The following is a 25017-nucleotide window of genomic DNA, read 5'->3' on the forward strand; positions in this document are numbered from 1 at the left end:
AGCATGTTTCAATAAGAAAAAGCACTCAATTTGAGTGCTTTTTCTTTAAGCATAAAGACAAGTTTGGAGACAGTTGACTTCTTCAAAATTTTATTAGGGGTAATATTTTGAAAAAGAAAGCCTTTCATATGTAGGTTAACACCACTGGAATATATAGTAAATTGATAATATTTATACGGAAGATTGCTAATGTTTAGTATAGATAGTTTACACTATGCTAACAGTGAAAACTATCTATACTAATAAAAAAAGGTGCCTTCAAAAAAGACACCTTTCAAAAACAGACACTATAAAACAGAATTATTTATTGTTATACGATTGTTAGATACAAAAAGTAGAGGGAAATGTTTGTATTAAATTCTGCTTTATAAAGTCTGTCTACAAATTATATTGTAATCCTCTTCATTTGAAAAAAAATATAATATGCACAATTGCATACAAAAAGAAAAAGCACTCTATTGAGTGCCTTTTCAACCATTTTACTTTTAATATATCGCTTTGAATATATTGTAACATATGTATCCATATATTTTATTGAGAAAATTCAAAATCCTTTTTCTTTCATTTTCACTTATAAAATCATGTAATATAAAAGGTATGTCAAATTCTTATACAAATTGAGGTGTACTATATTTATGATGTATTTCGGAATTATTCCTCTTATATTATTTATTATTTTTCTTATCTCATATTTAAAAGATCCGCGAAAAATAATAAACGGCTTTTTATTTAATTCCTTTGTCTGTTTTTTCCTTCTTTTTTGTGTGATTATATCTGTAAATTCAAGTAGTGATGTCCTACGCTATATTATAATTTTACCTATTTTAGCACTTCTTATTATGCTTCCTTTCGGTATTGTTGCTTTAATGTTTGGGCTATTTCTTAATGCTAGAATTTTAATGAAGCGAGAAGGAAGACGGTTCACTAACTGTTTAACACTCCTTGCTGCTTTAGGGATGTTATTCTTTATGTTACTCCCTATTATAAACCCAGCAAGTTTGGTCTCATCGCATTTAGAGCCTATTTTTGCAGCTATTTCTCTTATAAGCTTCTATTTCTTTATACACTTATCTAACTTCTTAAGCGCATATTTTTTATACCAATTCAACAGACCAAGACGTAATCAAGATTTCATTATCGTTCTTGGTAGCGGCTTAATTAATGATAAAGTACCACCATTACTTGCAAGCCGCATTAATAAAGCTATCGACTTCTATTGGAAACAAGCAGCTGTAAATACACCACCAACAATTATTTTCTCTGGTGGTCAAGGTCCAGATGAAGGTCTTCCAGAGGCAGAAGCAATGCAAAATTATGCTGTTGAAAAAGGAATTCCTCTTGAACATACGGTGCAAGAAAATCGCTCTGTAAACACATATCAAAATATGTTGTTCTCTAAAGAAATTATGGATTCTTTAAAACCTGAAGGTAAATATAAAAGTATTTTTACCACAAATAATTTCCACCTTTTCCGCGCTGGCATATACGCTAGACAAGCTGGTCTTAATAGCCAAGGAATCGGGTCAAAAACTGCATTTTATTACTGGCCTAACGCAATGATTCGCGAATATGTTGCGATTGTCGTAATGGGACGTAAGCGCCATATGAAAATATGTGGAACTATTTTAGGTTTCGCTTTATTCGTATCAGTACTTAGTTTTATATTTTCTTAATAGCATCCCATCCTTTGAAAGGATGGGATTTCTTATACTGATTTCAAAAATATTTTAAAGATAATATGGTGATAATATTCCCTGCATACATCCATTAAAGGAGAATTTTTTCAAATTAAATGTTAAAATAAAATTTAGGTGTGAATTACGTAACAAATAAGAAACTAGTTTGAAACGAGGAAATTATATGGAGAAAATTATCAAAAACAAGCCCAATAAGCTAAAAATTGCTTCAAAAGCTTTGATGATTATTATTGGGGCATTTATCACAGCGTACGGATTAGAAGCAGTATTAATTCCAAATAACGTATCAGACGGTGGTGTGACTGGTTTAAGTATCGTTAGTTCAAGATTATTTGGATTGCCATTAGGAGCTCTAATCGCAGTTATTAACATTCCTTTCGTTTGGTTAGGGTATAAGCAAATCGGTAAAAGCTTTGCGATTTATTCTATTATCGGAATTGCTTCATTAGCAGTAGGTACCGTTGTCATGCACGGAATACCAGCTATTATTGAAGGCGATACATTATTAGTTACAGTTGTTGGTGGTATTATCATCGGTTTTGGTATGGGACTAGCATTACGTAACGGTGGGGCATTAGATGGGATCGATATGCTTGCTGTATTGCTTTCTCGTAAGTTACCATTTGGAACGAGTGACCTTATTTTATTCTTAAACATGTTCGTATTTATTTTCGTATCAACGGTATTCGGTCTTCAAGGAGCTATCCTTTCGGCAATTGCTTACTTTATCGCTTCGAAAGTGATTCATATCGTTGAAGTTGGTTTAAGTGGTTCAAAAGCATTTAAAATTATTACAAAAGAGCCTGAATTAATGGTAGAAACAATTCGCGATCGTTTAGGCCGAAGTGCAACATATAACGAAGTATACGGTGGTTATTCAAGAGAGAAATTCAAAGAAATTTCTTGCGTAATTAACCGTTTAGAAGAAAGTAAAATGAAAGAACTTATTAATGAAATCGATCCACACGCCTTTATTACAGTTTATGACGTAGCAGAAGTAAAAGGCGGTAATTTCAAGAAACGTGATATTCATTAATCGTTATATAAAAGAGGGTGTGCCAAAATTTTGGCACACCCTCTTTTTATTATTAAGTTGCTATCGTTGTCAGTTTTTGTCGGTAAGTCGATATATTTCAATAATCGCTGATATATTTTGAGTTGTGGTCGATATATTCTAATAATCGCTGATATATTTTTACTCGCCCCCTTATGCCTAAATCGTACCAACTGAAAGGGATTAATTCCCATAACACGAAAAAAGACCAAAAAGCAAATTCCACTTTTTGGCCTCTACACTATCTTCTCTTCGTAATCTTTCCTGAACCACCGACCCTCGTTTTCGGAGGAGATGTATTCCTTGGCGGCGTTTTAATAGATGATTTTGGCTTCACATCTGATCCGCTTGAACCGCCTGGTGTTTTCGTAATTTTCCCCTTGCTTCCAGTAGAAGGTGGGGGCGTCGTATTACTTCCTTTTTCAGTAATACTTCCCTTATCACCTACTGATGGTTTCGAATCTACATTATCGCCTCGCTTAATGATAGACCCTTTCCCTTCCTTCGTAATTGGAGGTGGGGTTTTCTTTTCTTCTTTTGTAGGTGGTCTTTCTGGAATAACTGGTTGATGATTTTGTCTGTCATTATATCCTCGGTAATCACCGGATGATGATCTTTTTGAACCGAATATATCGTTTAATATGCTACCCATAATATATCCTTGCAAGAAGGACGGTTGGTAATTTTGACGGACAAATTCTTTATTACTTATTTCAATTAACGTATCAGATGGTTTCTCTTTATCCTTTTGCAGGTTATAAATCTTATCAGAATAAACGAGGAACATTTGATTTTCGTCTTCTTTAGATGCTTGCTTCGGTTCTCTTTCGTTAATGAGTTCCTTCGCTACTTCAGGAACTGACCGATTGGCGGCCCTATACACGTAAGATTCTTGTTTACCTTCCTTGGCAACAGATTCAAGTGGATAACGGTCTTGAATCGACTTTGTCTGCCCGCCTTGACAACCTGATAAGGCATAACCAGCAACAACAAGTAATATAACGATAGCAAGTATAGGGATTACAAACGATTTAATCATGGTAAACAATCGGTTTGACATGATTACGCCCCCTTACGTTGCTCTTATAATTTGTACATCAGCAGGAATGATTGCTTCTCCCTCATACATCATTGTGCGACCATTTTGCCATTCAATACGCAATAATTTTCGATTGTCTGATTGGAATTCCCATACGTACTGTTCTTCTGAAGCTGAGAATGGAGTTTTTCCCATCACAACAACACGTCCGTTATATTGTTCTTCCATATGGTACTCGGTATCATCCATTTCAATTGTCGTCGGAATTTCATCAATTGAATCTAAGCGACCATCAATTGGTGTATATAATTTGTAATACGTATTTTCACGATCTTCAATTTTTAAATAACGAATGTCTTTTCCATCTTGCAATGTCAAAACAATTTCCTTACGCGAATGCATACTCGTTTTCCCAATTAATTCATACATAACTAATGACACTTCAATCATATCGCCAGGAGCTAACGTTAAAAGACTCTTTTCCGGCTTCGGTGGCTCTGGGCTTTTCATTATATTTTTAATTCGTTTAAATAAACTCATGATTTACCCCTCCTTTTCTCTTTATAAACAAGCACCTAAAATAAGTGCACCAACAATATGTAATGATCCAGCTAACATCGCATGTGCAACGCTGCCTTCTTTCGTACCTTCTTCTAAATCAAGACCAGACATTTTCTTTAATACGAATTCGATAAACATTTCTACCACTAATAAAATAACGAAAGAAACTGCTGATGCAAGAAGTGCTTGCCATAAGTCATTTGCTTTCGTAATTGATTGAGATAAAATGTACCCTTGTGCAAATAATTTCATAATAAAACGAGTTGTTACAGCTGTATTTCCATTTTTGATTTCTTTTAAATCATTGTATTTTGTAAAAATTGAATCAACCCACATAATTGCAAATAAAAGTACTGCACTCGCTCCAGTCCATACAAGCATGGCTAATACATTTGTCCATGTCATTGCAAAACCTCCTCTAAATATAATAGAAAACCGACATGAATATATTTAGACATGTCGGTTCATTTGTCTCTATTCTATATTATTTCTCATACTGCTTCATAATACGAGCTAATTCATCGTCAACAGCAGAATTTTTGTTTAAGCTTGCGAATTCATCATCTAATGATTTTTCTTTCTTATAAACTTCACCGCTCGCTTCTGCTTCAGCCTCTAATTGAAGAGCTTTCTCTTCCATACGGCTTAAACCAGCTTTTGCTGAGTTTGAATCAAATCCAGACATCGCCTGATTAATATTCTTTTGTGCTTTCGCCGCATTTACACGCGCTACAAGTGTCTCACGTTTATTTTTCAGCTCATTTAATTGCTTACGCATTTCTTCTAGCTTTAGGCGCAGGTTATCAGCAGCAGCTTTATTTTGCTCATAGCTTGCTTTATACTCATTCATCTTTTGCTCCGCATTTTGTTTTTCTTCTAGTGCACGGCGCGCAAGATCTAAGTTATTAGCTTGAACAGCCATATGAGCTTGCTCTTCACGTTTTTTCACAAGTGCTTCTTGCTCTTCAAATAATATTTTGAATTTCTTCTCAAGCGCGATTTGAGCTGCTACACTTTTCTCAGCTTCTTGTACATCCGCTTGCATATCGCGTAAATATTGATCCGTCATCTTAACTGGATCTTCCGCTTTCTCAATTAACGAATACACATTTGACATTGTTAAATCTCTTAATCGTTTAAATACAGACATCTAAATTCCTCCTATGATATACCTCATATTTCAAATTCACTACTTGGAAAACTGAAAAATCTCCCTTTACAGTAAAGAATATTCATTTTTACAGCCTATGTGTTTATTATAACAAAACTAATATGTCCTTACATGTTATTTCCAAAATACATCCATTATAATATGACATTCTATATACAATATTGTATTTCTAATATATTCTCATTATTCCTCTTTGAAATTAACTTACTTTTGTGCAATTTCACTAAATTACATAAGTGTAATGTTACTGTAAGCTAACTCGATAGTTGCATTCTAATATTTCTTATACACTAATACCAGAAGCAACAAACAAGCTTCTTCACTTGTAAGCAATAATACAAAAATTGTATTTAATATAAAACATATAAAAGGAGAAATCATCATGAAAAAATTAGTAGGAATCGGATTAGCAGCAGCAATTTCACTTGGAGCATTATCAGGTTGTTCTTTATTAGGAGAGAAAGCGAACGGTTTTGTACTGTACGGCTCAGAAGAACAAGTTCAGCAAATTACAGATAAAAACAAAAAAGAAGTGAAAGAAAAAGACTTCTATAAAATGAAAATGACAACATTAGATGGTAAAAAAGTTCTTGTAATGGATAAGAAAACTGGTGAGGAACTAGTGAAAAAAGAGTTACTTAGCAAAGTTGATGAAAAAGACAACACGAAACCACTTGATAAATTACCAGCTATAACAACAGAACAAGGTGTATTATTTGCAAAAGAAAAAGTAAAAAATGCTACACTTGATGGAGCGAAATTAAAATATGAAGGCAACACAATTATCGGAAGTGGCCGTGCATATACAGATATGTATGCGATTGTCGATGACGCAACTTACAACAATGTAAAAGGTGATGAAAAATCTGTAGGTGTATTAAAATTTGATAAAGACCCAAGTAAAGAATTCCCTGGTTACAACGGCGTCGAAGCTTCTCAACTTGTAAAAATTAAAAAGTAAAACAAAAAAGCTTTGCGACATTCGCAAAGCTTTTTTCTATTTATTATGAGCAACTTGTTCCATATCTGGACTACAAGTTTTCGACTGACATGACTTATTTAAAGAACATGCTGCGCATTTTCCCTTTTTACTTCTCTTTACAAAATTAACTAACGTGTATGCTGCATAACCAAAAATGATAGCTCCAATTATAATATTGACCATCATCGTAATACATCTCCTTCTAGAATCCGAGTAAGGATCCAACTTGATATATAATGAGCGTTAATACATAAGCAACTACGAGTGGATAAACGACTGAGAAAATCGTCCATTTCGCTGATCCTGTTTCACGTTTAATAACAGCTACCGTCGCTAAACACGGAACATATAATAAAATAAAGAACATAAATGCATAAGCTGATAATGCTGTATAATGTACTCCCATTACATTTCCAAGCACATCTTCTTTAACTGCATAAATAATTGCCATTGTAGAAACGACAACTTCCTTCGCTAAAAATCCTGTTAAAAGGGATGCTGCAGCTTGCCACGTTCCAAAGCCGAGCGGTGCGAATAGCGGTGCGATAAATCCACCAATCATCGCTAAGTAACTGTCTCCCATATCAACACCAAATCCTGATGGACCTGCATAGTTTAATAACCAAATGACAACCGAACCACCAAAGATGAATGTACCAGCTTTACGAACAAATCCTTTTCCTTTCTCCCACGTGCTCAGCCATAATGTTTTCGCTTGTGGCACACGGTAAGGCGGTAATTCAATTACGAAAATAGACTTTTCCGCTTTCAAAATCGTAAGAGACATAATTTTTGTAACTAATAACGCAAGAACAATCCCTGCAACATATAAAGAAAATACAACAGTCGCCTGACTATGCGGGAAGAATACGCCCGCAAATAATGCATATACAGGTAATCGTGCTGAACAAGACATAAATGGTGTTACTAAAATGGTAAGTAAACGTTCTTTCTCCTGTTCAATCGTTCTCGCAGCCATAATACCTGGAACGTTACATCCAAAACCGATAATCATCGGAATAAAAGCTTTTCCGTTTAAGCCGAAAAACTCCATAATTCTATCCATAACAACTGCAATTCGCGCCATATACCCTGAGTCTTCTAATAATGAAATGAAAAAGAATAGTGCAAAGATTTGTGGTACGAATACTAATACAGCACCAACACCGGCAATAATACCTTCTGTAACGAGTGCTTGAATAAAATGAGAAGCTCCAATACTTGTAAGTCCAGCCGTCACCCAATCCGTAAGCTGGCCACCAAAAAACTCATCTAACATATCAGATAAAGGTGTACCAATCCACGTAAACGTAACCTGAAAAATAAAAAACATAACTGCTAAAAAGATTGGAAGTCCTAAAATTTTATGTGTAATTAATCTATCAATTTTTTCTGAAAAAGGAATTTTTCCTTCTTTCTCATGCTTCATAACATTTGTTTTTAACTTTTCAATATACGCTTCACGAGTTTTGTAAATGTGCTCTTCTAACGTACAATCAAGTTTTCCTTCTAAGCGAGATCGAATGGCTATGAGTTCCTTATAAATTGGTAATGCTTTCATTTCTTTTTCTACTACTTCGTTATTGCTTAAAAATTGAAGTGCTAACCATCTCGGATGCTCGTAATTCACTGTCTCTAAAAGAGCAATTACTTCTCCAATTCCTTCATCCATTTGTACACCATATGAAATAAGGAATGGCTTTTTCTCTTTTTTGTCATTTTCTTTAAGAGTCGTAAGCAGTTCTTCACAGCCTTTTCCACTCCTTGCAACAACAGGAACGACTGTTACACCTAATAGTTCTGATAATCGTTTTACATCAATGACAATTCCTCTTTGCTTCGCCACATCAACCATGTTTAAACCAATTGAGACTGGCTTACCAAATTCAAGTAACTGCAACGTTAAATGCATATTTCTTTCAAACTGCGAGGAATCTACGATATTTAACATATGATTAAATTCTTCTGTTAATAGAAAGTTTGTTACAACACCTTCATCACGTGAAACTGGATTTAAATCATAAACACCTGGTAAATCAATTAATGTTCCTTGTCTATCTTTTAATTTACCAACCTTCTTTTCTACTGTTACACCGCTCCAGTTTCCTACATACTCATAAGAACCAGTAAGTGCATTAAATAATGATGTCTTCCCTGTATTCGGATTCCCTAGCAAAGCTACCTTATTCACGCTAATTCCACCTTTATCATTTTCGCGTCACAATGACGAATACTAATTAACTGTCCACGACACTCCAATGTACAAGGACCTTTAAACATCGCTTTCTGTTTCAGGCGAAGTTCGCTTCCTTCAGCAAGACCGAAAGCAGCTAGTCTACGCTTTAATAGCTGATCTAAAGACTGAATACTTTTTACTAACACTTTCTCTCCAATTTTAATATCTACTAAACTCATAACCTTCCCCCTCAGAAGAGAATGATAATTATTTTCAAAAAAATTATACCACACCCAATTTCTCTTGTACTATACCCTTTTGCTTCATATTTATTAACATTTCGCTACAATTCTATTTCAATTATTGTCATACTGTATTCGTTTGCCATTCTCATCCATTTCGCTTACAATAAACAATAGCAAATAAAGAATCTCGTTATCACTGGGGGAGCCATGCCGCTGAGAGGGAACACTTCGTTCCGACCCTTCGAACCTGTTAGTTAATGCTAACGCAGGGATTGTGCAAACGTCCGAAATACATACCTCATTTTTATTTACGTATTTCGTATCCTCCTATGATATCTATTCTTTTTTGTACAACTTGGATTTAGGGGGAGACAACATGCGTAACACTAATTTACAAGCGATGATCGAATCTGCTATTCTTGCAGCCTTCGCCATGATTATCGATATTTTACCATTATCACTTAAACTTCCAACAGGCGGTTCTATCTCATTCGCTATGATTCCTATTTTTATTATCGCTTACCGCTGGGGCTTTAAATCAGCTTTCTTAGGTGGTTTAGTTTGGGGACTATTACAAATAGTCGTGGGGGATGCTTATATTTTAACACCTGTTCAAGCATTCATTGAGTACTTCATTGCCTTTGCTTTTATCGGATTTGCTGGCTTATTCTATCGTCCAATTCAAAAAGCACTTTTAACGTCTAATGAAAATAGTGAAGAACATTCAAGTTTAGGTAGTCGCAATGAAAAACCTTCAGCAAAACAAAACCATGGTAAGAAAATCCTTGTTTACATTATCCTTGCTACATTTGTCGGTAGCTTTGCTCGCTATTTCTGTCACTTTATTGCCGGTATTATTTTCTGGGGACAATATGCGCCGAAAGGTCAATCAGCTGTGTTATATTCATTAATCGTAAATGGAAGTACAATGCTTGGTTCTTTTATTTTATGTACAGTTTTACTTATATTTTTATTCCTCACTTCCCCACGCTTATTCAAAAGCATCAGTGCTTATCAAATGAATACACAAAAAAAGGGCGCTTAATGAGCGCTCTTTTTTCATATCGTAATATTAATTAAAAATACAATAAATGCGCAAAAGAAAATAAATACCATTATACTTAGCCAATTGCTATGCACGGTTCATCGACTCCTTACATAACCTCATTTTCTAACCAGATTATATCGCTTAAAAATAAAGATTAGGTAAAGATAATATGAAAATAAATTAAAAAAAGCGTAGCATGCATTATCTACGCTTTTTTCGGTAAGTAAAAGTAAAATAATACACCGTCTTCTGTATTTTTCACTCCATATTCAGCATCGTGTAATTCTAAAATATTTTTAGAAATAGCAAGCCCCAGTCCCGTCCCACCTTGTGAACGCTGACGAGCTGTATCCACGCGATAAAAACGATCCCAAATTTTATCTAATTGTTCTTCTTCAATGTGAGTACCTTTATTTTCAATACAAACTTTTATACGATCCTTCTCATCTATTGCAGAAATAATAATATCTTCTTTATTTGGTGTATAACGTATGGCATTCGTAATGAAGTTAACGATGACTTGTTCAATCCGGCCTTGATTTGCAATCACTTCAAATGAATGTATATTTTTATGAACATGAAGTTCTTTTTTCTCTATTTCCACAGATAGATGTTCACATATATCTTCAATTACTGTATCAATATAAAACGCAGACTTTTTCATTTTATATGTACCAGATTCAAATTTAGCTAGCTCAAGCATATCCAAAATTAAAGTATCCATTTTGTCTACTTCTCTCTCCATCGCTTGAAAATAATACTCTTTTTTATGCTCAGCTACCCCGTCTTTTAAAATGGAAATACAACTTTTCATAATACTTAGCGGTGTTTTTAATTCATGCGAAACACCAGAAATGAATTCTTTCCGTGTATTTTCTAACTTTCTTTCCTTTTCAATATCTTCTTCTAACTGTCCAATATGTGAATGGAGTTTATTTGATAGCACATTAATATTTTTCGACAAATCTCCAATTTCATCTTTTGAAGTAATCGGTATTTTTTCTGTAAAATCTAATTGTGCTATTTTCTTCGTCGTATCATTTATTTTTAATAACGGTTTGGCAATTTGTTTTGAGTAATAGAACGAAGCTAACAAAATAAGAACGACTACAAATGCAATGATATAGATGTAATAATCTTGCACCATTTGTACAGCTTCATCTACGGGCTGTAAAGAAGCCATCGCATAAATATATGTTACTGATCCGTCTTTTTCTATTGGCTTGATTAATAATTTATATTTAATATCATTTTTTTCATAGTCCATTGTTTGTGTTGTATATTGTATGGGCTTGCTCTCTTTTAATAATAAATTAGTTTGAAATTCTTTTATGCTATCTAAGAAGATGCCATTTTTATAAATTGGATTCACAGGACCTTTTACATCTGGTAACTGTACTTTTGTAACACGTCCTCCTATGTAAACGCCTAATTCCTGAGCAGCTTGCTCCTGAACAGCTGGTTTCTTTTCCTTAACAAGTTGTTCCTCAACTGCTCTCTTTTTCTCCTCATTTAATTTGCTCATTTTCTCATTAAATGCTTTTTCTAACGGTTTATTAGATCCACTTAAATTCTGCTTAGATAAAGAAAAAGAGAATGGAATAAAACTATCTTCTTTTCTCACTCCAGAAAAATAAATTTCTTGCCCTAAAAACTGCTCTGATAATTTATTATCAATTTCCTCTATATTGACGAGATTACCTAAGGGAATTTTAAATATTTGTTGTCCAAAGCTCTTTTGTTGCCTACGATCTATCGTTACTTCAAAATAAAAATCATCTGCATGTTTTAAATTCCCGTTCTTATCTAATGTCGTAATCCACGTATTATTTTCTCTTAAAAAGTCTTGCTCTAGTTTCTGAATTTCTTCTGCATTTCCTGCATAATTTAAATAATTCTTCTCAAAAGAATTTAAATTCACTTTAATATCTTCCACTTTTCGATTCGCATAATATTGTTTAAAAAATATCGTTTGTCCAATAAATATCGTCGCTAAAATCAACATACATAATGCTGTTGTAAGAGTAAATAATTTTAGTACAATTCCTTTCTTCATACATTCCCCTCAAATTTATAACCAGTTCGTACTACAGTTGTAATATACTTTGCTTTCTCTCCTAATTTATTTCTTAAATTACGAATATGGCTATTCACCGTTCGATCATCGCCAGCAAATTCATATCCCCAAATTCTTGAAATGAGTTGCTCTCGCGTTAAAACGATTCCTTGATTTTTCATGAAATACACCAATATTTCAAACTCCGTATGCGTTAAACTAACATCTGCCTCATCAACAGTAACAGTACGCGACGGAAAATGGACATGGATGCCATGAATCGATAACGTATCATCTTCGTTCTCTAAAGGTTTCTTCGATGCTTTTCTACTTTCTAATAATCGTTTCGCTCTTGCTAATAAAATTGGAGGACTATACGGCTTCGTCACATAGTCATCTGCTCCAAGTTCAAAACCAAGTAACGTATCGTCTTCATCTACACGCGCCGTCAGCATAATAATAGGCACCTCGGACGTCTTCCTAATCCTTCGGCAAACAGACCATCCATCGAGTTCTGGCAACATGATATCTAAAATAACTAAATCAACCTCTTCTTCTTCAAATACAACTAAAGCCTCTTTCCCGTCCCTCGCTTCAAACACTACATATTGTTCACTTAAAAAATAATCTTTTAATATTTCGCGTAATATGTCTTCATCTTCAACAATTAAAATGTTTTTTGACATAACTTATATATCCCCCTCTCGCTTTCAGAAACTATAATTTCACTTTGAATAACTGCCAGTTAACTTCGCCTCGATAATATATCTATCTGGTGCATCCCCTATATAATCAAATGGGTAACAAGTTGTCAGTGTTAATATCGGTTCTTCTTTTTTTATAATAACAGTACGATCATCCGCATGAGTAATCCATGTCTTTTGAATTTCATATGTGTACGTTTTATTATCATACTCTAAAACAAGGGTATCCTTTTCTTTCAACTCTTCTAAATCTGTAAATACAGTATCTCGATGTCCACTCAGTACAGTATGTCCCCCTCCAGATGGAGTTGTCGTTAAATCACTAACGAACATACCCACTCCTTTTTTCAAAGTCGTATCATCTGCTCCCCAATATATAGAAAACTTCTTCTTTATTTTCGGTATGTTTAACATCGCTACCTTTTCTCCTTCTTTATGTTCTGTTTGAGAAGAAGGCACTTGAGAAGTTACAGGTGTTTCATGAGAAAGTTGAGTATCTTGTATATTTTTAAGGCTCTTTATTTCTTCTGCCGTTAATTGCCCGGCAGAGCTTCTTCCTTTATACCATTCCACAGCATAATAGGATCCCATGAATAGCCCTATAGCCATCAATATGATACCGATATAATTGAGTAACTTCATTCTTCATTCCTCCATGCCAAAAATGGTAGGAGTAACCTACCATTTTTAATATATGAAATTATCCCATTCTTTATAGGAAAATATTTTATTTACGCTTTAATCTTATTGCGACGATTCAAACCAAATAATGTACCTACCGCTACAAGACATGCACTTAATCCCATCATTGCTACATTATTTGATGCTGTATTTGGTAATTTTTCACCTTGTACAACTGGCTTTGCTTCTTCTTTTTTAGCTACTTCATTCTTTTGCTCGGCTTTTATCGCTGCTTCTTTTTTAGCCATATCGTTTTTTAACTGTTCTTGCGCTATTCTCTTTTTCTCTTCTTCACTTTTTTTCTCAGCTTTTATTGTTTCCTCTTTTTTAGCCATATCATTTTTTTCTTGTACTTGTGCTGCTTGCTTTTTCTCTATTTCACTTTTTTGCTGTTCCTTGATTGCTTCTTCTTTTTTAGCTTTATCCTGTTGTACTTGCGCTTCTTCTTCCTTTGTTACTGTTCCAGTATCCGCACTCGCTACTGAAGAATATCCTACTGTTAAAAGTGCCATTGCACAAATTGGTAATAGTTTCTTTTTCATTTTCACTCTCTCCTTATATTTTATTCACATCTACTCGCATCGGATGTATTACTAGAATAAGCAAGAGATATAAATATAAGATGCAGATGAAATATATTTCATTTAAAGATTTCATTGTAGAAAAAGAAAAAAACATCGCAATATGTACGATGTTTTTTTCGGGTGTGTGTCTCAATTATTTACATGTTACTTTCGCGTGATTTGGAAGTAGAACGGGCCGGAGCGATAACTAATTGTCTCGGCTCAGTTTTCTTGAAGTGATTTTTGACGTTACACTTACGACGTTGAACAACCCACGCTTTAATAGGGTTTGTTAAAATAATCTTTTGCTCTTCGTTAGGGGCCTCTTCTTCAAACCTACAACTCTCGCTCCATTTATTCCATTTCATTGTAAATTTAGAAGAAGAATGATCATCTTCACGATCAAACAAGTGCAAAAAATCCATTTTTCCATCTAGCATTACGGTGTTACTAGTCGCTAAAAAAGAAAAGGTCGTCCAACGTTTCTCCATGCCCTCCTACTCCTTTTTCACATATAGAGTGCCTAAAACTTAATTTACCTAAAATATGCTTGCCTTTTACCTTACACCCATAGTTTATCCAAAATGCTCTTATGCAACTATCGATTTGCCTTACAACTACCTTACATTTTTGTAAGAAACAAAAAAACCTTCACTCTATATAATGAAGGTTTCTCACTTTTTATCTATATGATCTCTCATATCATCAAGTCCAGCTTCTTTTAGCTGCGACATCATACCATGCGAAATTGCTCCTAACACTAAAGTCATTCCAATTAATGAAATACGAATCACAGGTACATCAATTACGTAAGCCAACAGGCCAAGAACAATTGTTAAAAGTAATGCTTTTATAAATGTTACACTTGTGTACTGTTTCTTCTTCATCATATTCACCCTTTATGGAAGCGTTTTCTTAATATACTTAGTATATCATATCATCAGATGATTTTGTCGTTATCTTTGTAAAAAATTACTATCTCCTTTGACTTTTTCTATTCTATCCTTTACAGTCGAAATGTTCGTAAGTTTTACACTGTAGGAGGATTACAATGAATATTGAAATAAAAGACACTTTAATTTCTGAAGAACAATTACAAGCAAAAGTTAAAGAATTAGCACTTCAAATCGAACGTGACTTTGAAGGAGAAGAAATCGTAGTTATCGCAGTATTAAAAGGTTCATTCGTATTTGCTGCTGATTTAATTCGTAACATCAAAAATGATGTAACAATTGACTTTATTTCTGCATCTAGCTACGGAAATCAAACAGAAACAACAGGAAAAGTGAAACTACTAAAAGATATCGACGTAAACATTACTGGGAAAAACGTAATTGTTGTAGAAGATATTATCGATTCTGGTTTAACACTTCATTTCCTAAAAGACCACTTCTTTATGCATAAACCAAAAGCACTCAAGTTCTGTACATTACTTGATAAGCCAGAACGTCGTAAAGTAGACTTAACAGCTGAATATGTTGGCTTCCAAATTCCAGACGAATTCATCGTTGGATACGGTATCGACTGTGCGGAAAAATATCGTAACTTACCATTCATTGCTTCAGTTGTAACGGAATAATCGTATAACTTAAAAAATCGATAGTACATAAAATGTATATCGGCGATTTTTTTAATATATCGACTTACCGACAATAACTGACAATCTTAGCACCCAATTAATAGGGAGAAGCTGTTCTAAAATACATGGGAACAGCTCCTTTCTTTCCATTACAAACTACAGGGAGAGATGAAATATGACAAAGACAAAATTTGAAAAAGTACTCCTCATCGTAAATCCGAAAGCTGGTCAAGGTGACTTACATACAAATTTAACGAAAATCGTACCACCTCTTGCCGCAGCTTTTCCTGATCTACATATCCTTCATACGAAAAAACAAGGTGATGCAACAAAATATTGCCAAGAGTTTGCTAGTAAAGTAGATTTAATTATCGTCTTTGGTGGTGATGGAACAGTATTTGAATGCACAAATGGCTTAGCACCTCTCGAAACTAGACCTACACTTGCAATCATTCCAGGTGGAACTTGCAACGACTTCTCTCGCACACTTGGTGTTCCGCAAAACATTGCAGAAGCGGCAAAACTTATTACAAAAGAACATATAAAACCAGTTGACGTTGCAAAAGCAAATGAACAACATTTCTTAAACTTCTGGGGCATTGGACTCGTATCTGAAGTATCAAACAATATCGATGCAGAAGAAAAAGCAAAGCTTGGTAAAATCGGTTACTATTTAAGCACAATTCGAACTGTAAAAAATGCTGAAACATTCCCAGTAAAAATTACTTATGACGGACAAGTATATGAAGACGAAGCTGTCCTTGTCATGGTTGGAAATGGTGAATATCTTGGTGGTATTCCATCCTTTATTCCGAACGTAAAATGTGATGACGGAACACTTGATATTTTCGTAGTCAAATCAACAGGTATTCAAGCATTTAAAGATTACATCGGAAAGAAACTATTTGAAGACTCAAATGAAAATGACATCTTCCACGTAAAAGCGAAATCCATTCATATTGAAACGAAAGAAGAAAAAGAAGTAGATACAGATGGAGAAAACTCGCTTCATACACCTTGTCACATTGAATTATTACCAGGACACTTTACGATGATTTATAATCCTGCGGTTGTGTAATAAAAAAACGAGTGCTAGCACTCGTTTTTTCTCTTCTAATCTAGTTATATTGTTGGATCATTTCCTCTATTTCTTTAACTCTCTCTAAAGTAATTCCATTTCTTTGTTCGATCGCTAAAGGATGGTCGGTTGGCTCTAATTCAACATACGGTGCCGTTCCTACTTCTCTTATATGTACATTTGTTTTTAAATTTAATGTTTCTGGATAAACTGGTATCTCTACAGATAACCATCCAAAATAAAGATCACTATTTTCCCTGCCTCTTTCATCCCACTTTTCTAATACTTCATCACAACTTTCTTTACTAAGTGATACCCACACAGTCCATATGAAATTTTTGTGGTAGTCAATTATAGGAATCTCTAAACATCCTCTAATAAAATAATGTTCACCATCCATTACACAAAGATCTGATGTTAAATGGAAGCGTTCCTCTCTTTCATGGGGCGCTACCTCGTAATAATAATATGGTGCTTCACTTCCGTAGCATAGAGGTAGTGCAAAACGATGCATTTGTACTTTTTCTCCGGATTTTCTTCTTCTTTTCATTTGTCATTCTTTCTCCTATCCTTTTCAGTCACAATCAAACTCTACCCAATTTCTCCAATGCGTATTAGCATTTTCATTCACAATAACACTTGGATCTTTCTTCTCTATTGCAGCGGCTACTGATTGGAAGAATTCATTTTCACTTACTTTTTCGTCTTCAACATGTTTCCATTCTTCCGTTTCATACGCTACTTCCCAGTCGCCTTCTAAACCGAACTCTTCTAAAATTTCTCCTTTATCCCACCACAATAATTTTTGAGCTTCCTCATTAGTAGCGAGCATACGCATAAAGTATGTTGGATAATGCTCTGTCGTTTGTACTTCTATTCCATTATTTATATAATCCTCTTCTGTAAATTCATATTCAAAATGATGCTCGCGAATTTTTAAACTGCCGTTATAAATATTCGGTATAAATTCACCTTCATCATCAAACAACTCATAATCGCCATTATTTAATTGTAAAATGCAATCATCACCCATTGAATGAGTAATTCTATCGCCATATACTTGAATATCATTACATACACCTAATGAACCTACACCCACAATTTGAAACACCATTAGCCAATCCTTAGCATCTTTAAAGAAAAGAGAGAATTTCACTTGTGAAATATCCATATATTCATTATCAAAGGCAGGAAATTCATAGTTACTTTGCTTTTTATCTAATAACCTTAAAATCTCTTTTTGCACATGTATCACCTTTTCATTAATATTATCTAACGTTTACCGTGCTCTCATGTAGCTAGAAAAATTCCTCTTTCATCACTATTCGTATACTCAATCTATCTTAACAAAAATGCTTTTCCTACTTCCATCATATATAGGCCGTACACCGATTCCATTTCTCTTACTTACGCATATATTGGAATATTGTTGCTTCTAATGCAGTGTGTTTTATTTTTGCTCGGAGGTGTTATAAATCGTGTTCGAATGTAAGAACGAACTAAGTCTCTCTAATATAGAAAACTTAAAATATAATTCAAACATTCCTATAATAGTAATAGCCTTCAATAACCTTACTTATGTGAAAAATATGTTAAAACAATTAGAAAACAAAAAGATAAAAAGTGAAGATATATGGATTTGGGACAATAATTCAACCGCTCCCGCTTTGCTTGCTTTTTATGAGCAAATATCAACTAAATATAATTTAGTGAAAAATAATGCCAACTATGGACCACGTTTTTTTGCCGTTCCTTATATTTTCGATTTACTTCCAGATTTTTTTGCTGTAACTGATCCTGATTTATCTTTTAATGAAAAAATGTCAGATAACTTTTTAGAGTATTTAAAGCAGTTAACAATCGAGCTTTCACTCTTTAAAGCCGGCCTTGCTTTAGACATTATACCTACTTCTAATTTCAACAGAGAGCTCATGTCAAATGAAAAATGTACAGTAACAGAATGGGAAATGCAGTATTGGCTTTTTCCTATAACTAAATACAATAAACCTAAAGTTTTCAACGCTGGAATTGATACAACTTTTGCTGTTTACAATAAAAAATTTATTAGTAACGGTTTTTATAATGCCGTAAGGGTAGCTGATAATTTCACCTGTAAACATTTACCCTGGTATAAAGACAATATAATTTCAGAAGAAGAAAAAAATATGCTAAATACGAAATGGGCTAACTGGCACTAATAAAACGAAGCGTTATTCAGTAGCAGATATTACTACAAATCGAAAACCTACTTTACAGCATATGTAATAATTCAAAAATAGCTTAAATGGTTTCAAGCTATTTTTTATCAAATTTCCTCAATACTATCCAATTGAGTCTTATAACATTCATCACACTCTGGCCTAGTAGGAAGAATCCCCCTGTCATCAGGTAATAAAACCCTCAAAACTTCTCAATCCATCTCTACGAAAGACTTCATAATAATGGGATATCCTTCAATAATATTCGTATACTCAATCCCTTGTTCATATATATCAATTTCAAAGCCAATCTCTTTCTCCTTATGGTGCATAACATTTCCCGCTAATATATAGTTACTTTTATTCACAACTTCTTGTATTAATTCTGTTCTATCTTTCCATAAACCAGGTACTCCAATAACGATTTGTGTCTCCATCATATGCACTCCACTTCTCATCTATTTTCAATCTATTCTTTCAATCTTCCAAACTAAATTAGCTGGGATATCTTTCTCTAAAAAGGTTAACATCCATACAGTTTAGGCATCCTACTATGATTAAAATCTCCAAATATAACACTCCATGTGTACATTTATATTTATTTTCGTTTACATACTATTGTTATTCATAATCCATTTTAGCTAATAAGCAAACGAAAGAGAACTAGGTGGATTAATGTTTACTTAAAAATATTAAATTACATTTCGAACAAAAAGGAGCTGAATTTCCTCTTCTAATTTTTGTATCACATTTTGGACAATATACATATCATTCCTCTACCTTTTGTCGTTCTATCATGTGTAAAGATACTATTTTCATACTGCACATAATTCCAATTAAGATAAGGCTAAAAATGAGTAGCACAACGCTCTTCCTCCCTTAACTACTTACCTATATTTTACCATTAAATAAAGATAATTTTATACTTATAATCCTATCTTTTCCTTCATACTGGAAGAAACTTTCTTTACTTCTATTTACTCATCAGTGTGATTCTTTTTTGTCTATATAAATAAAGAATACCTGTAACAATAAAAACAATCACGCCAAAATACAAGCCATATTCTATCGCAATCGCTACAATACTTTCAATGTGTTGTCCAAATAAAGCACCGAGCACAAAGTAAACGAGTGTCCAAACAAATCCTGTCGTATAAGAATACAAAGCATACGTCTTAAATGGCATGTTATTCATTCCAACTAAATACGGTACGATATGTCTTACAACTGGTATGAAGTAACTTGTGACTAACGCATAATGACCATACTTCTCTACCATTTGTTGAGATTTCAAAAGATATTTCGCCTTTTTCTTTTTCATTAGCTTATCAAGTACTTTCGTACCAAATATTTTCCCTAATATATAACCTAAAGAAAGCCCAGATACAACACCTAAATATGTTAATAAAAATGCAGGAATGACACTTAATATCCCTAGTGAAGATACAAAGCCACCACTCATTACGATCATTTCGTCTGGAATTGGCATACCAATAATACCTAACCATAAACAGAAAAATAATGCCCAATAACCGTATTGTTCAATATAAGATAATAATTCATGTAATTCCATTATGCATATGCTCTCCTTAGCTCTTTTTTACAGCTAAAGACATACGCTGGTGGGAAATTGAGCCACACTTTCTCTAGCGTAATTTCAGGAAAGAAGTGCTGTATAAATCCTTTTTTCACAAGTGAATATTGAAATGTAATAAATTCACCATTCTCATGTATCCCTTCCATTACATTGTTTAAAATACGCTTTGAAACTTCTTCTGGTAAAGAGGTAAAAGGTAATCCCGATAAAACGTAATCCACGCATTCTATATTGAGATCTTCTATATACTTTTTTATATTTTCGGCTGAACCGTGTACAACAATGACGTTCTGCTCATCTTTAAATTTTCTCTTTAGTTCCTTGCAAAACACTTCATTAATTTCAATAAGAAGAAATATTGTTTCCTTCTTCTTTCTCTTCATAATTTCTTTCGTAAAGACTCCCGTACCAGGACCTAACTCTACAATGCATTTCGCTTTATTAAAATCAATTACATCTACCATTTTCTTTGCTAATATTTTTGAACTTGGCGCAATTGCACCAGTATGTTTCGGATGTTTAATAAATTCATGTAAGAATGTTATGAGTTGCATATAAACCTCTCCTCATTCGTTCAATAGTTTTTAACTTGTTTCTAAGTATAACTATTATTTCTTAACAAAAATTGAGGAGATTTCTTAAGATTTTATGAAGAATAAAAAAACAGCTATCGCCTCTAGCGATAGCTGTCCCTTATTACTTCGCACTCACGATCTTATAATAAGAACGAACTGTTAAGAAGTAATATCCAATATAAATCGCGCCGTATACTCCGATACTAATTAGAAGCGGAATCATAATTTCAAATGGTAATATATTTGATAAACCTTTTAGTGCAAATAGGCTGTGTAAAATACCAATTACTAACGGAATAGCAAAGATAAAGCTCACTTGTTTTGCGATAGCTCTCTTCATCTCTTGCTTCGTTACACCAATTTTATGAAGAACAACGTAGCGATCACGGTCAGCACTTGCTTCTGTTAATTGTTTAAAGTAAATGATTGAGCCTGTTGCTAATAGGAATACTAATCCTAAGAATAACCCAATAAACATCATTAAGCCTGTTGTTTCAAGCCCCATTTGGAATCCTGTATAGAAATCGTTAAATGGTTTTAAAACTTCTGATTCTCCAGCTGGCATAATGCTTGCTAATTTTGCTGTTAACTCTTTACTATTTCGCTCACCTTTTACATCAATATTTTTTACAGTACGCGTTTCATTTACTTGTTTCACTTGCTCATATGTTTTATCAGGAACGATTACAAATAGTTCATTTAAATTTGTAAGGCTTCTATTATTTACACCTTTAATTTTTAATTCTTTTGACTCGTTTCCAACAGGGAATACAGCTGTATTTCCTGTATAAAGAGGACCAAAATCAAGTTTCTCAATATATAAGCTATCATATACGAAAGCTTCATTCGCACTTAAATTTACAGGTTCTACATCTAAATGTTTCACAAGTGTATTAAAGCTTGATTGAGAAATAAGCTGGTACTGATTCGTAACATTATAGTGTGTGTTCAGAACTTGATCAGCTCTTTCACCTTTAAATGTTCCCTTCACAGGAATCATTTCAACTTCTGATTCATATGTGACTGGGTGATTATTCTTCTCTCCAGCAAGTATTTCATTTACTTTTTTATCTAATGCTGCATCTTTTTTCTCATAGGAATAACTATACGGCGCAGCAACTTTTGATTGCGTAAATGTGTTGTAATACATCGTAACTGACGTACCAACCGCTGTTAATGTTACCGCACTTAAAATAGCGATTGTCGCCAGTGATTTCGCATTTCCTTTAATACGATATAGTAACTGTGATGTCGTTACCATATTCATACCATTATAAAATGCTGACTTATTATTTCTTGCACGTTTCAATACAAATACTGTGAAGAACATGAACAGTAAATAAGTCCCTGCTACTGTCGCTAATAAAATATATAATGCAACGACCATAAAGTCTGCATACATAACTGCTTTCATGTACATTAATGCTAAAAAATAACCTGAACCGATTAAGAAAACTGAAATTAATGCCATAATGACAGATCCTTTTGGCATTGCTTCTCCTTCACGTTCTGCACGGAAAAGTTCAATTAACTTAAAGCGATAAATTAAACGATATCCTTGAAGTGATGTATATAAAATAATCACAAAGAAAATAATTGCTGTATCAATAATGGCAGCCATCGGTACTTCAAAATGAACGTTTAAATTTAATCCCATCATATTTACTAATAACTCAAGGAATAATTTTGAAAGGACACTACCGATCGCAATCCCAATTACTAATGACATTAATCCCATTAACATATTTTCATAAAAGAGCATTTTACCAATTTGTCTTTTACGGATACCTAATAACGAATATAAGCCAACTTCTTTTTTACGTTTACGTGTAAAGAATCCGTTCGAATATATAATGAACACTGCTACGAAAATGATAAGCATCACACTTGAAACTTGGAACGCTCCGCTAATTTTTTTTGAAGCTTCTGCTGCTTTTTCCATTTGTGAATTATATTGCAGTGCTTTAAATGTAAAATAAATAACGATACTAAAAATCATAGATGCAAAATATACAAAGTAGTCTTTAAAGTTCCGCTGTATGTTGCGGAGGGCAATGCTAGATAAGGTCATCAGCCATACCTCCAGAAATAGAAGACATTACGTCAACAATTTTTTGGAAGAACTGTTTACGCGTCGATTCACCGCGATGTAATTCTTTATATAGTTCACCATCTTTAATGAAAATAACTCGTTTACAATAACTTGCTGCAAACGCATCGTGCGTTACCATTAAAATTGTTGAGTTATCATATTCATTTAACGACTTCATACTTTCAAGTAAATCTGTTGCAGATTTAGAATCAAGTGCTCCAGTTGGCTCGTCTCCGAAAATCATACTTGGATTCGTAACAATTGCACGCGATGCTGCACAGCGCTGCTTCTGTCCACCAGATACTTGATATGGGAACTGACTTAAAATATGATCAATACCGAATTTCTTTGAGATTTCAAGAACGCGGCGATCAATCTCACTCGCTTTCACCTTTGATAACGCAAGTGGTAAAGCGATATTCTCTTTCACCGTTAACGTATCTAATAAGTTATAATCTTGGAAAATGAAACCTAAATGATCACGGCGGAATAACGCTAACTTATCATCATTCATCTTTACAATATCTTTTCCATCAATTAAAATTTCACCGTTCGTCGCATTATCAATTGTAGAAAGAACATTTAGTAAAGTCGTCTTACCAGAACCAGAAGGTCCCATAATTCCAACGAACTCACCTTCTTTTACTTGTAAGTTAATACCTTTTAACGCTGCAAATTTATTCCCACCCGTGTCGTACACTTTTTCAATATTTTTTGCTTCTAACACTGTTTTCATCTCGACATCCCTCATTTCTTCTATTCTCTATTTTCAACTATATACACTCTCTACTCTTGCCACTATCGATGTTTCTTACACAAACATGACAGTTATGTAAGACGCATAAGTAAAGATATAAAAATTTAACCTACTGAACAAAAGTACTTTGTTACTATAACATTGGGATATCATACCATCCATTCATTCTCCTTACAGGAACATTACAATTTTGTAAGGTTAAAAATGTCCCCTACAAAGTTGTGCACGAAATGTCGGATGGAGCTATTTCGTTCCTGCTATTCTATGTACAGAGGAGGTCATAATATGGATTCACTTAAAAATATGAATACTGCAATGCGCTATATTGAAGATAACCTTACGAATGAAATTGATTTTAAAGAAGTTGCGAGGCTAGCTCTCTGTTCTGAGTATCACTTTAAAAGAATGTTTTCGTTTTTAGCAGGTATATCACTGTCTGATTATATTCGCTGTAGACGTCTTACTCTCGCTGCCTTTGAACTAAAAAATAGCGATGCAAAAGTCATTGATGTCGCTATAAAATATGGGTACAACTCACCAGATTCATTCGCTCGTGCATTTCAAAACTTGCACGGTATAACACCTTCTGAAGCCCGAAATAGTAGCCATTCTTTGAAGGCTTATTCACCAATGACCTTCCAATTATCCATTCAAGGAGGAAATGAAATGAACTATCGAATTGAAGAAAAAGAGCCATTTCGAATTATAGGTATTACAAAACGAGTACCAATCGTTTTTAACGGTGTAAATGAAGAAATTGCTTCTATGTGGAAAAGTTTAAACCCAGATTCTATTCAAACATTAAAGTCCCTTTCAAACATTGAACCTACTGGAATCATTAGTGCTTCTACTAACTTTTCTGAAGGAAGAATGGAGGAAAAGGGAGAACTCGATCACTACATTGGAGTAGCCACAACAAAGGATTGTCCAGAGCAGTTTAAACAGCTTGAAGTTACTGCTTCAACATGGGCTATATTCGAAGCTGTCGGTCCATTTCCTGATGCATTACAAAATGTATGGGGACGTATTTACTCTGAATGGTTCCCTTCTTCGAACTATGAACTAGCGGAAGGACCGGAGATATTGTGGAATAAACAGAAAGATATATCTTCTCCAAACTTTAAAAGTGAAATTTGGATACCGGTTTTGAAGAAGTGATAAAAA

General features: G+C 33.9%; 28 protein-coding genes, 1 pseudogene and 1 riboswitch. Of the genes and pseudogenes, 8 read left to right on the forward strand and 21 right to left on the reverse strand.

Features of this window, described 5'->3' with window-relative positions:
• Nucleotides 1-635 precede the first annotated feature (635 nt).
• Nucleotides 636-1673 (forward strand): YdcF family protein, encoded by a 1038-nt coding sequence (locus ACXKY9_RS23485; protein WP_000990102.1) that lies wholly within the window; start codon nucleotides 636-638, stop codon nucleotides 1671-1673.
• Between the two features lie 187 nt (nucleotides 1674-1860).
• Nucleotides 1861-2733, forward strand: coding sequence for a YitT family protein (locus ACXKY9_RS23490; protein ID WP_000411244.1), 873 nt, complete (start codon nucleotides 1861-1863; stop codon nucleotides 2731-2733).
• Between the two features lie 259 nt (nucleotides 2734-2992).
• Here ACXKY9_RS23490 and ACXKY9_RS23495 read toward each other — a convergent pair whose 3' ends face one another.
• The 4 genes from ACXKY9_RS23495 to ACXKY9_RS23510 form a co-directional block, all read right to left on the reverse strand.
• Entirely contained in the window at nucleotides 2993-3811 is an 819-nt protein-coding gene (locus tag ACXKY9_RS23495) for a DUF4247 domain-containing protein (protein ID WP_000071185.1), read from the reverse strand.
• Nucleotides 3812-3823: 12 nt separating this feature from the next.
• Entirely contained in the window at nucleotides 3824-4330 is a 507-nt protein-coding gene (locus tag ACXKY9_RS23500; protein ID WP_000051746.1) for a DUF4178 domain-containing protein, read from the reverse strand.
• A 21-nt stretch (nucleotides 4331-4351) separates the two neighbouring features.
• Nucleotides 4352-4756, reverse strand: coding sequence for a DUF350 domain-containing protein (locus tag ACXKY9_RS23505; RefSeq protein ID WP_000220321.1), 405 nt, complete (start codon nucleotides 4754-4756; stop codon nucleotides 4352-4354).
• Nucleotides 4757-4835: 79 nt separating this feature from the next.
• Complete coding sequence (locus tag ACXKY9_RS23510; RefSeq protein WP_000110280.1) at nucleotides 4836-5501, reverse strand: PspA/IM30 family protein; 666 nt, start codon at nucleotides 5499-5501, stop codon at nucleotides 4836-4838.
• Between the two features lie 403 nt (nucleotides 5502-5904).
• On the opposite strand from ACXKY9_RS23510, the gene ACXKY9_RS23515 reads away from it, so the two are divergent.
• The gene (locus ACXKY9_RS23515; protein ID WP_000737499.1) at nucleotides 5905-6483 is read left to right on the forward strand and encodes a lipoprotein BA_5634 family protein; all 579 of its coding nucleotides are present in this window, start codon (nucleotides 5905-5907) and stop codon (nucleotides 6481-6483) included.
• A 36-nt stretch (nucleotides 6484-6519) separates the two neighbouring features.
• Here ACXKY9_RS23515 and ACXKY9_RS23520 read toward each other — a convergent pair whose 3' ends face one another.
• The 3 genes from ACXKY9_RS23520 to ACXKY9_RS23530 are packed head-to-tail and all read right to left on the reverse strand — an operon-like array spanning nucleotide 6520 to nucleotide 8919.
• Nucleotides 6520-6690: a FeoB-associated Cys-rich membrane protein gene (locus ACXKY9_RS23520; protein WP_000989593.1), complete on the reverse strand. Its 171-nt coding sequence runs from the start codon at nucleotides 6688-6690 to the stop codon at nucleotides 6520-6522.
• 16 nt (nucleotides 6691-6706) lie between these two features.
• Nucleotides 6707-8695: a ferrous iron transport protein B gene (feoB, locus tag ACXKY9_RS23525; RefSeq protein WP_001044844.1), complete on the reverse strand. Its 1989-nt coding sequence runs from the start codon at nucleotides 8693-8695 to the stop codon at nucleotides 6707-6709.
• A complete protein-coding gene (locus ACXKY9_RS23530; RefSeq protein WP_000060512.1) occupies nucleotides 8692-8919 on the reverse strand; it encodes a FeoA family protein in 228 nt (75 codons plus the stop codon). Before ACXKY9_RS23530 ends, feoB begins: the two co-directional genes overlap by 4 nt.
• 194 nt (nucleotides 8920-9113) lie before the next feature.
• A riboswitch (TPP riboswitch) is annotated at nucleotides 9114-9215 on the forward strand.
• A gap of 86 nt (nucleotides 9216-9301) precedes the next feature.
• Between ACXKY9_RS23530 and thiT the strand changes: the two genes are divergently transcribed.
• Nucleotides 9302-9970: an energy-coupled thiamine transporter ThiT gene (gene thiT / locus ACXKY9_RS23535; protein WP_001246585.1), complete on the forward strand. Its 669-nt coding sequence runs from the start codon at nucleotides 9302-9304 to the stop codon at nucleotides 9968-9970.
• A gap of 208 nt (nucleotides 9971-10178) precedes the next feature.
• Here the strand turns inward: thiT and ACXKY9_RS23540 are convergent, their stop codons facing one another.
• The 6 genes from ACXKY9_RS23540 to ACXKY9_RS23565 all read right to left on the reverse strand — a co-directional run bounded on the left by ACXKY9_RS23540 (nucleotide 10179) and on the right by ACXKY9_RS23565 (nucleotide 14867).
• Nucleotides 10179-12029, reverse strand: a complete 1851-nt coding sequence (locus tag ACXKY9_RS23540; protein ID WP_000715407.1) for a sensor histidine kinase — start codon at nucleotides 12027-12029, stop codon at nucleotides 10179-10181.
• Complete coding sequence (locus ACXKY9_RS23545; protein WP_000041848.1) at nucleotides 12026-12715, reverse strand: response regulator transcription factor; 690 nt, start codon at nucleotides 12713-12715, stop codon at nucleotides 12026-12028. Before ACXKY9_RS23545 ends, ACXKY9_RS23540 begins: the two co-directional genes overlap by 4 nt.
• 39 nt (nucleotides 12716-12754) lie before the next feature.
• On the reverse strand, nucleotides 12755-13375 hold the full coding sequence (locus tag ACXKY9_RS23550; protein ID WP_000771590.1) for a class D sortase: 621 nt from the start codon (nucleotides 13373-13375) through the stop codon (nucleotides 12755-12757).
• Nucleotides 13376-13464: 89 nt separating this feature from the next.
• Nucleotides 13465-13956 (reverse strand): LPXTG cell wall anchor domain-containing protein, encoded by a 492-nt coding sequence (locus ACXKY9_RS23555; RefSeq protein WP_000728022.1) that lies wholly within the window; start codon nucleotides 13954-13956, stop codon nucleotides 13465-13467.
• Between the two features lie 179 nt (nucleotides 13957-14135).
• Nucleotides 14136-14468, reverse strand: coding sequence for a hypothetical protein (locus ACXKY9_RS23560; protein ID WP_000415613.1), 333 nt, complete (start codon nucleotides 14466-14468; stop codon nucleotides 14136-14138).
• A gap of 183 nt (nucleotides 14469-14651) precedes the next feature.
• Entirely contained in the window at nucleotides 14652-14867 is a 216-nt protein-coding gene (locus ACXKY9_RS23565; RefSeq protein ID WP_002101491.1) for a hypothetical protein, read from the reverse strand.
• Nucleotides 14868-15028: 161 nt separating this feature from the next.
• Here ACXKY9_RS23565 and hpt point away from each other — a divergent pair, with 161 nt between their 5' ends.
• Together hpt and ACXKY9_RS23575 are read left to right on the forward strand one after the other, a co-directional pair.
• Complete coding sequence (gene hpt / locus ACXKY9_RS23570; RefSeq protein WP_001019298.1) at nucleotides 15029-15556, forward strand: hypoxanthine phosphoribosyltransferase; 528 nt, start codon at nucleotides 15029-15031, stop codon at nucleotides 15554-15556.
• A 175-nt stretch (nucleotides 15557-15731) separates the two neighbouring features.
• Entirely contained in the window at nucleotides 15732-16634 is a 903-nt protein-coding gene (locus ACXKY9_RS23575) for a diacylglycerol/lipid kinase family protein (RefSeq protein WP_000167894.1), read from the forward strand.
• Nucleotides 16635-16674: 40 nt separating this feature from the next.
• Here ACXKY9_RS23575 and ACXKY9_RS23580 read toward each other — a convergent pair whose 3' ends face one another.
• Both ACXKY9_RS23580 and ACXKY9_RS23585 read right to left on the reverse strand, forming a co-directional pair.
• A complete protein-coding gene (locus ACXKY9_RS23580; RefSeq protein WP_000830213.1) occupies nucleotides 16675-17184 on the reverse strand; it encodes a DUF2199 domain-containing protein in 510 nt (169 codons plus the stop codon).
• A gap of 24 nt (nucleotides 17185-17208) precedes the next feature.
• Nucleotides 17209-17880: a DUF7003 family protein gene (locus ACXKY9_RS23585; RefSeq protein WP_001168352.1), complete on the reverse strand. Its 672-nt coding sequence runs from the start codon at nucleotides 17878-17880 to the stop codon at nucleotides 17209-17211.
• 232 nt (nucleotides 17881-18112) lie between these two features.
• On the opposite strand from ACXKY9_RS23585, the gene ACXKY9_RS23590 reads away from it, so the two are divergent.
• Nucleotides 18113-18832 (forward strand): glycosyltransferase family protein, encoded by a 720-nt coding sequence (locus ACXKY9_RS23590; RefSeq protein ID WP_000461060.1) that lies wholly within the window; start codon nucleotides 18113-18115, stop codon nucleotides 18830-18832.
• A 212-nt stretch (nucleotides 18833-19044) separates the two neighbouring features.
• On the opposite strand, the gene ACXKY9_RS23595 is transcribed toward ACXKY9_RS23590, so the two are convergent.
• From ACXKY9_RS23595 to ACXKY9_RS23620, 6 genes and pseudogenes are all read right to left on the reverse strand, one after another.
• A complete protein-coding gene (locus tag ACXKY9_RS23595; RefSeq protein WP_000970752.1) occupies nucleotides 19045-19272 on the reverse strand; it encodes a hypothetical protein in 228 nt (75 codons plus the stop codon).
• A gap of 232 nt (nucleotides 19273-19504) precedes the next feature.
• Nucleotides 19505-19696: pseudogene (locus ACXKY9_RS23600) on the reverse strand (hypothetical protein).
• Nucleotides 19697-19805: 109 nt separating this feature from the next.
• Complete coding sequence (locus tag ACXKY9_RS23605) at nucleotides 19806-20405, reverse strand: DedA family protein (protein WP_000418920.1); 600 nt, start codon at nucleotides 20403-20405, stop codon at nucleotides 19806-19808.
• Nucleotides 20405-20983: a class I SAM-dependent methyltransferase gene (locus ACXKY9_RS23610; protein WP_001176053.1), complete on the reverse strand. Its 579-nt coding sequence runs from the start codon at nucleotides 20981-20983 to the stop codon at nucleotides 20405-20407. The genes ACXKY9_RS23605 and ACXKY9_RS23610 overlap by 1 nt, the downstream gene beginning before the upstream one ends.
• A gap of 142 nt (nucleotides 20984-21125) precedes the next feature.
• Complete coding sequence (locus ACXKY9_RS23615) at nucleotides 21126-23075, reverse strand: ABC transporter permease (protein ID WP_000176154.1); 1950 nt, start codon at nucleotides 23073-23075, stop codon at nucleotides 21126-21128.
• Nucleotides 23062-23832, reverse strand: a complete 771-nt coding sequence (locus ACXKY9_RS23620) for an ABC transporter ATP-binding protein (RefSeq protein ID WP_000859655.1) — start codon at nucleotides 23830-23832, stop codon at nucleotides 23062-23064. Before ACXKY9_RS23620 ends, ACXKY9_RS23615 begins: the two co-directional genes overlap by 14 nt.
• Nucleotides 23833-24138: 306 nt before the next feature.
• On the opposite strand from ACXKY9_RS23620, the gene ACXKY9_RS23625 reads away from it, so the two are divergent.
• Nucleotides 24139-25011 (forward strand): AraC family transcriptional regulator, encoded by an 873-nt coding sequence (locus tag ACXKY9_RS23625; RefSeq protein ID WP_000377728.1) that lies wholly within the window; start codon nucleotides 24139-24141, stop codon nucleotides 25009-25011.
• Nucleotides 25012-25017: the final 6 nt, after the last annotated feature.

Source organism: Bacillus sp. 2175, from assembly GCF_057812155.1.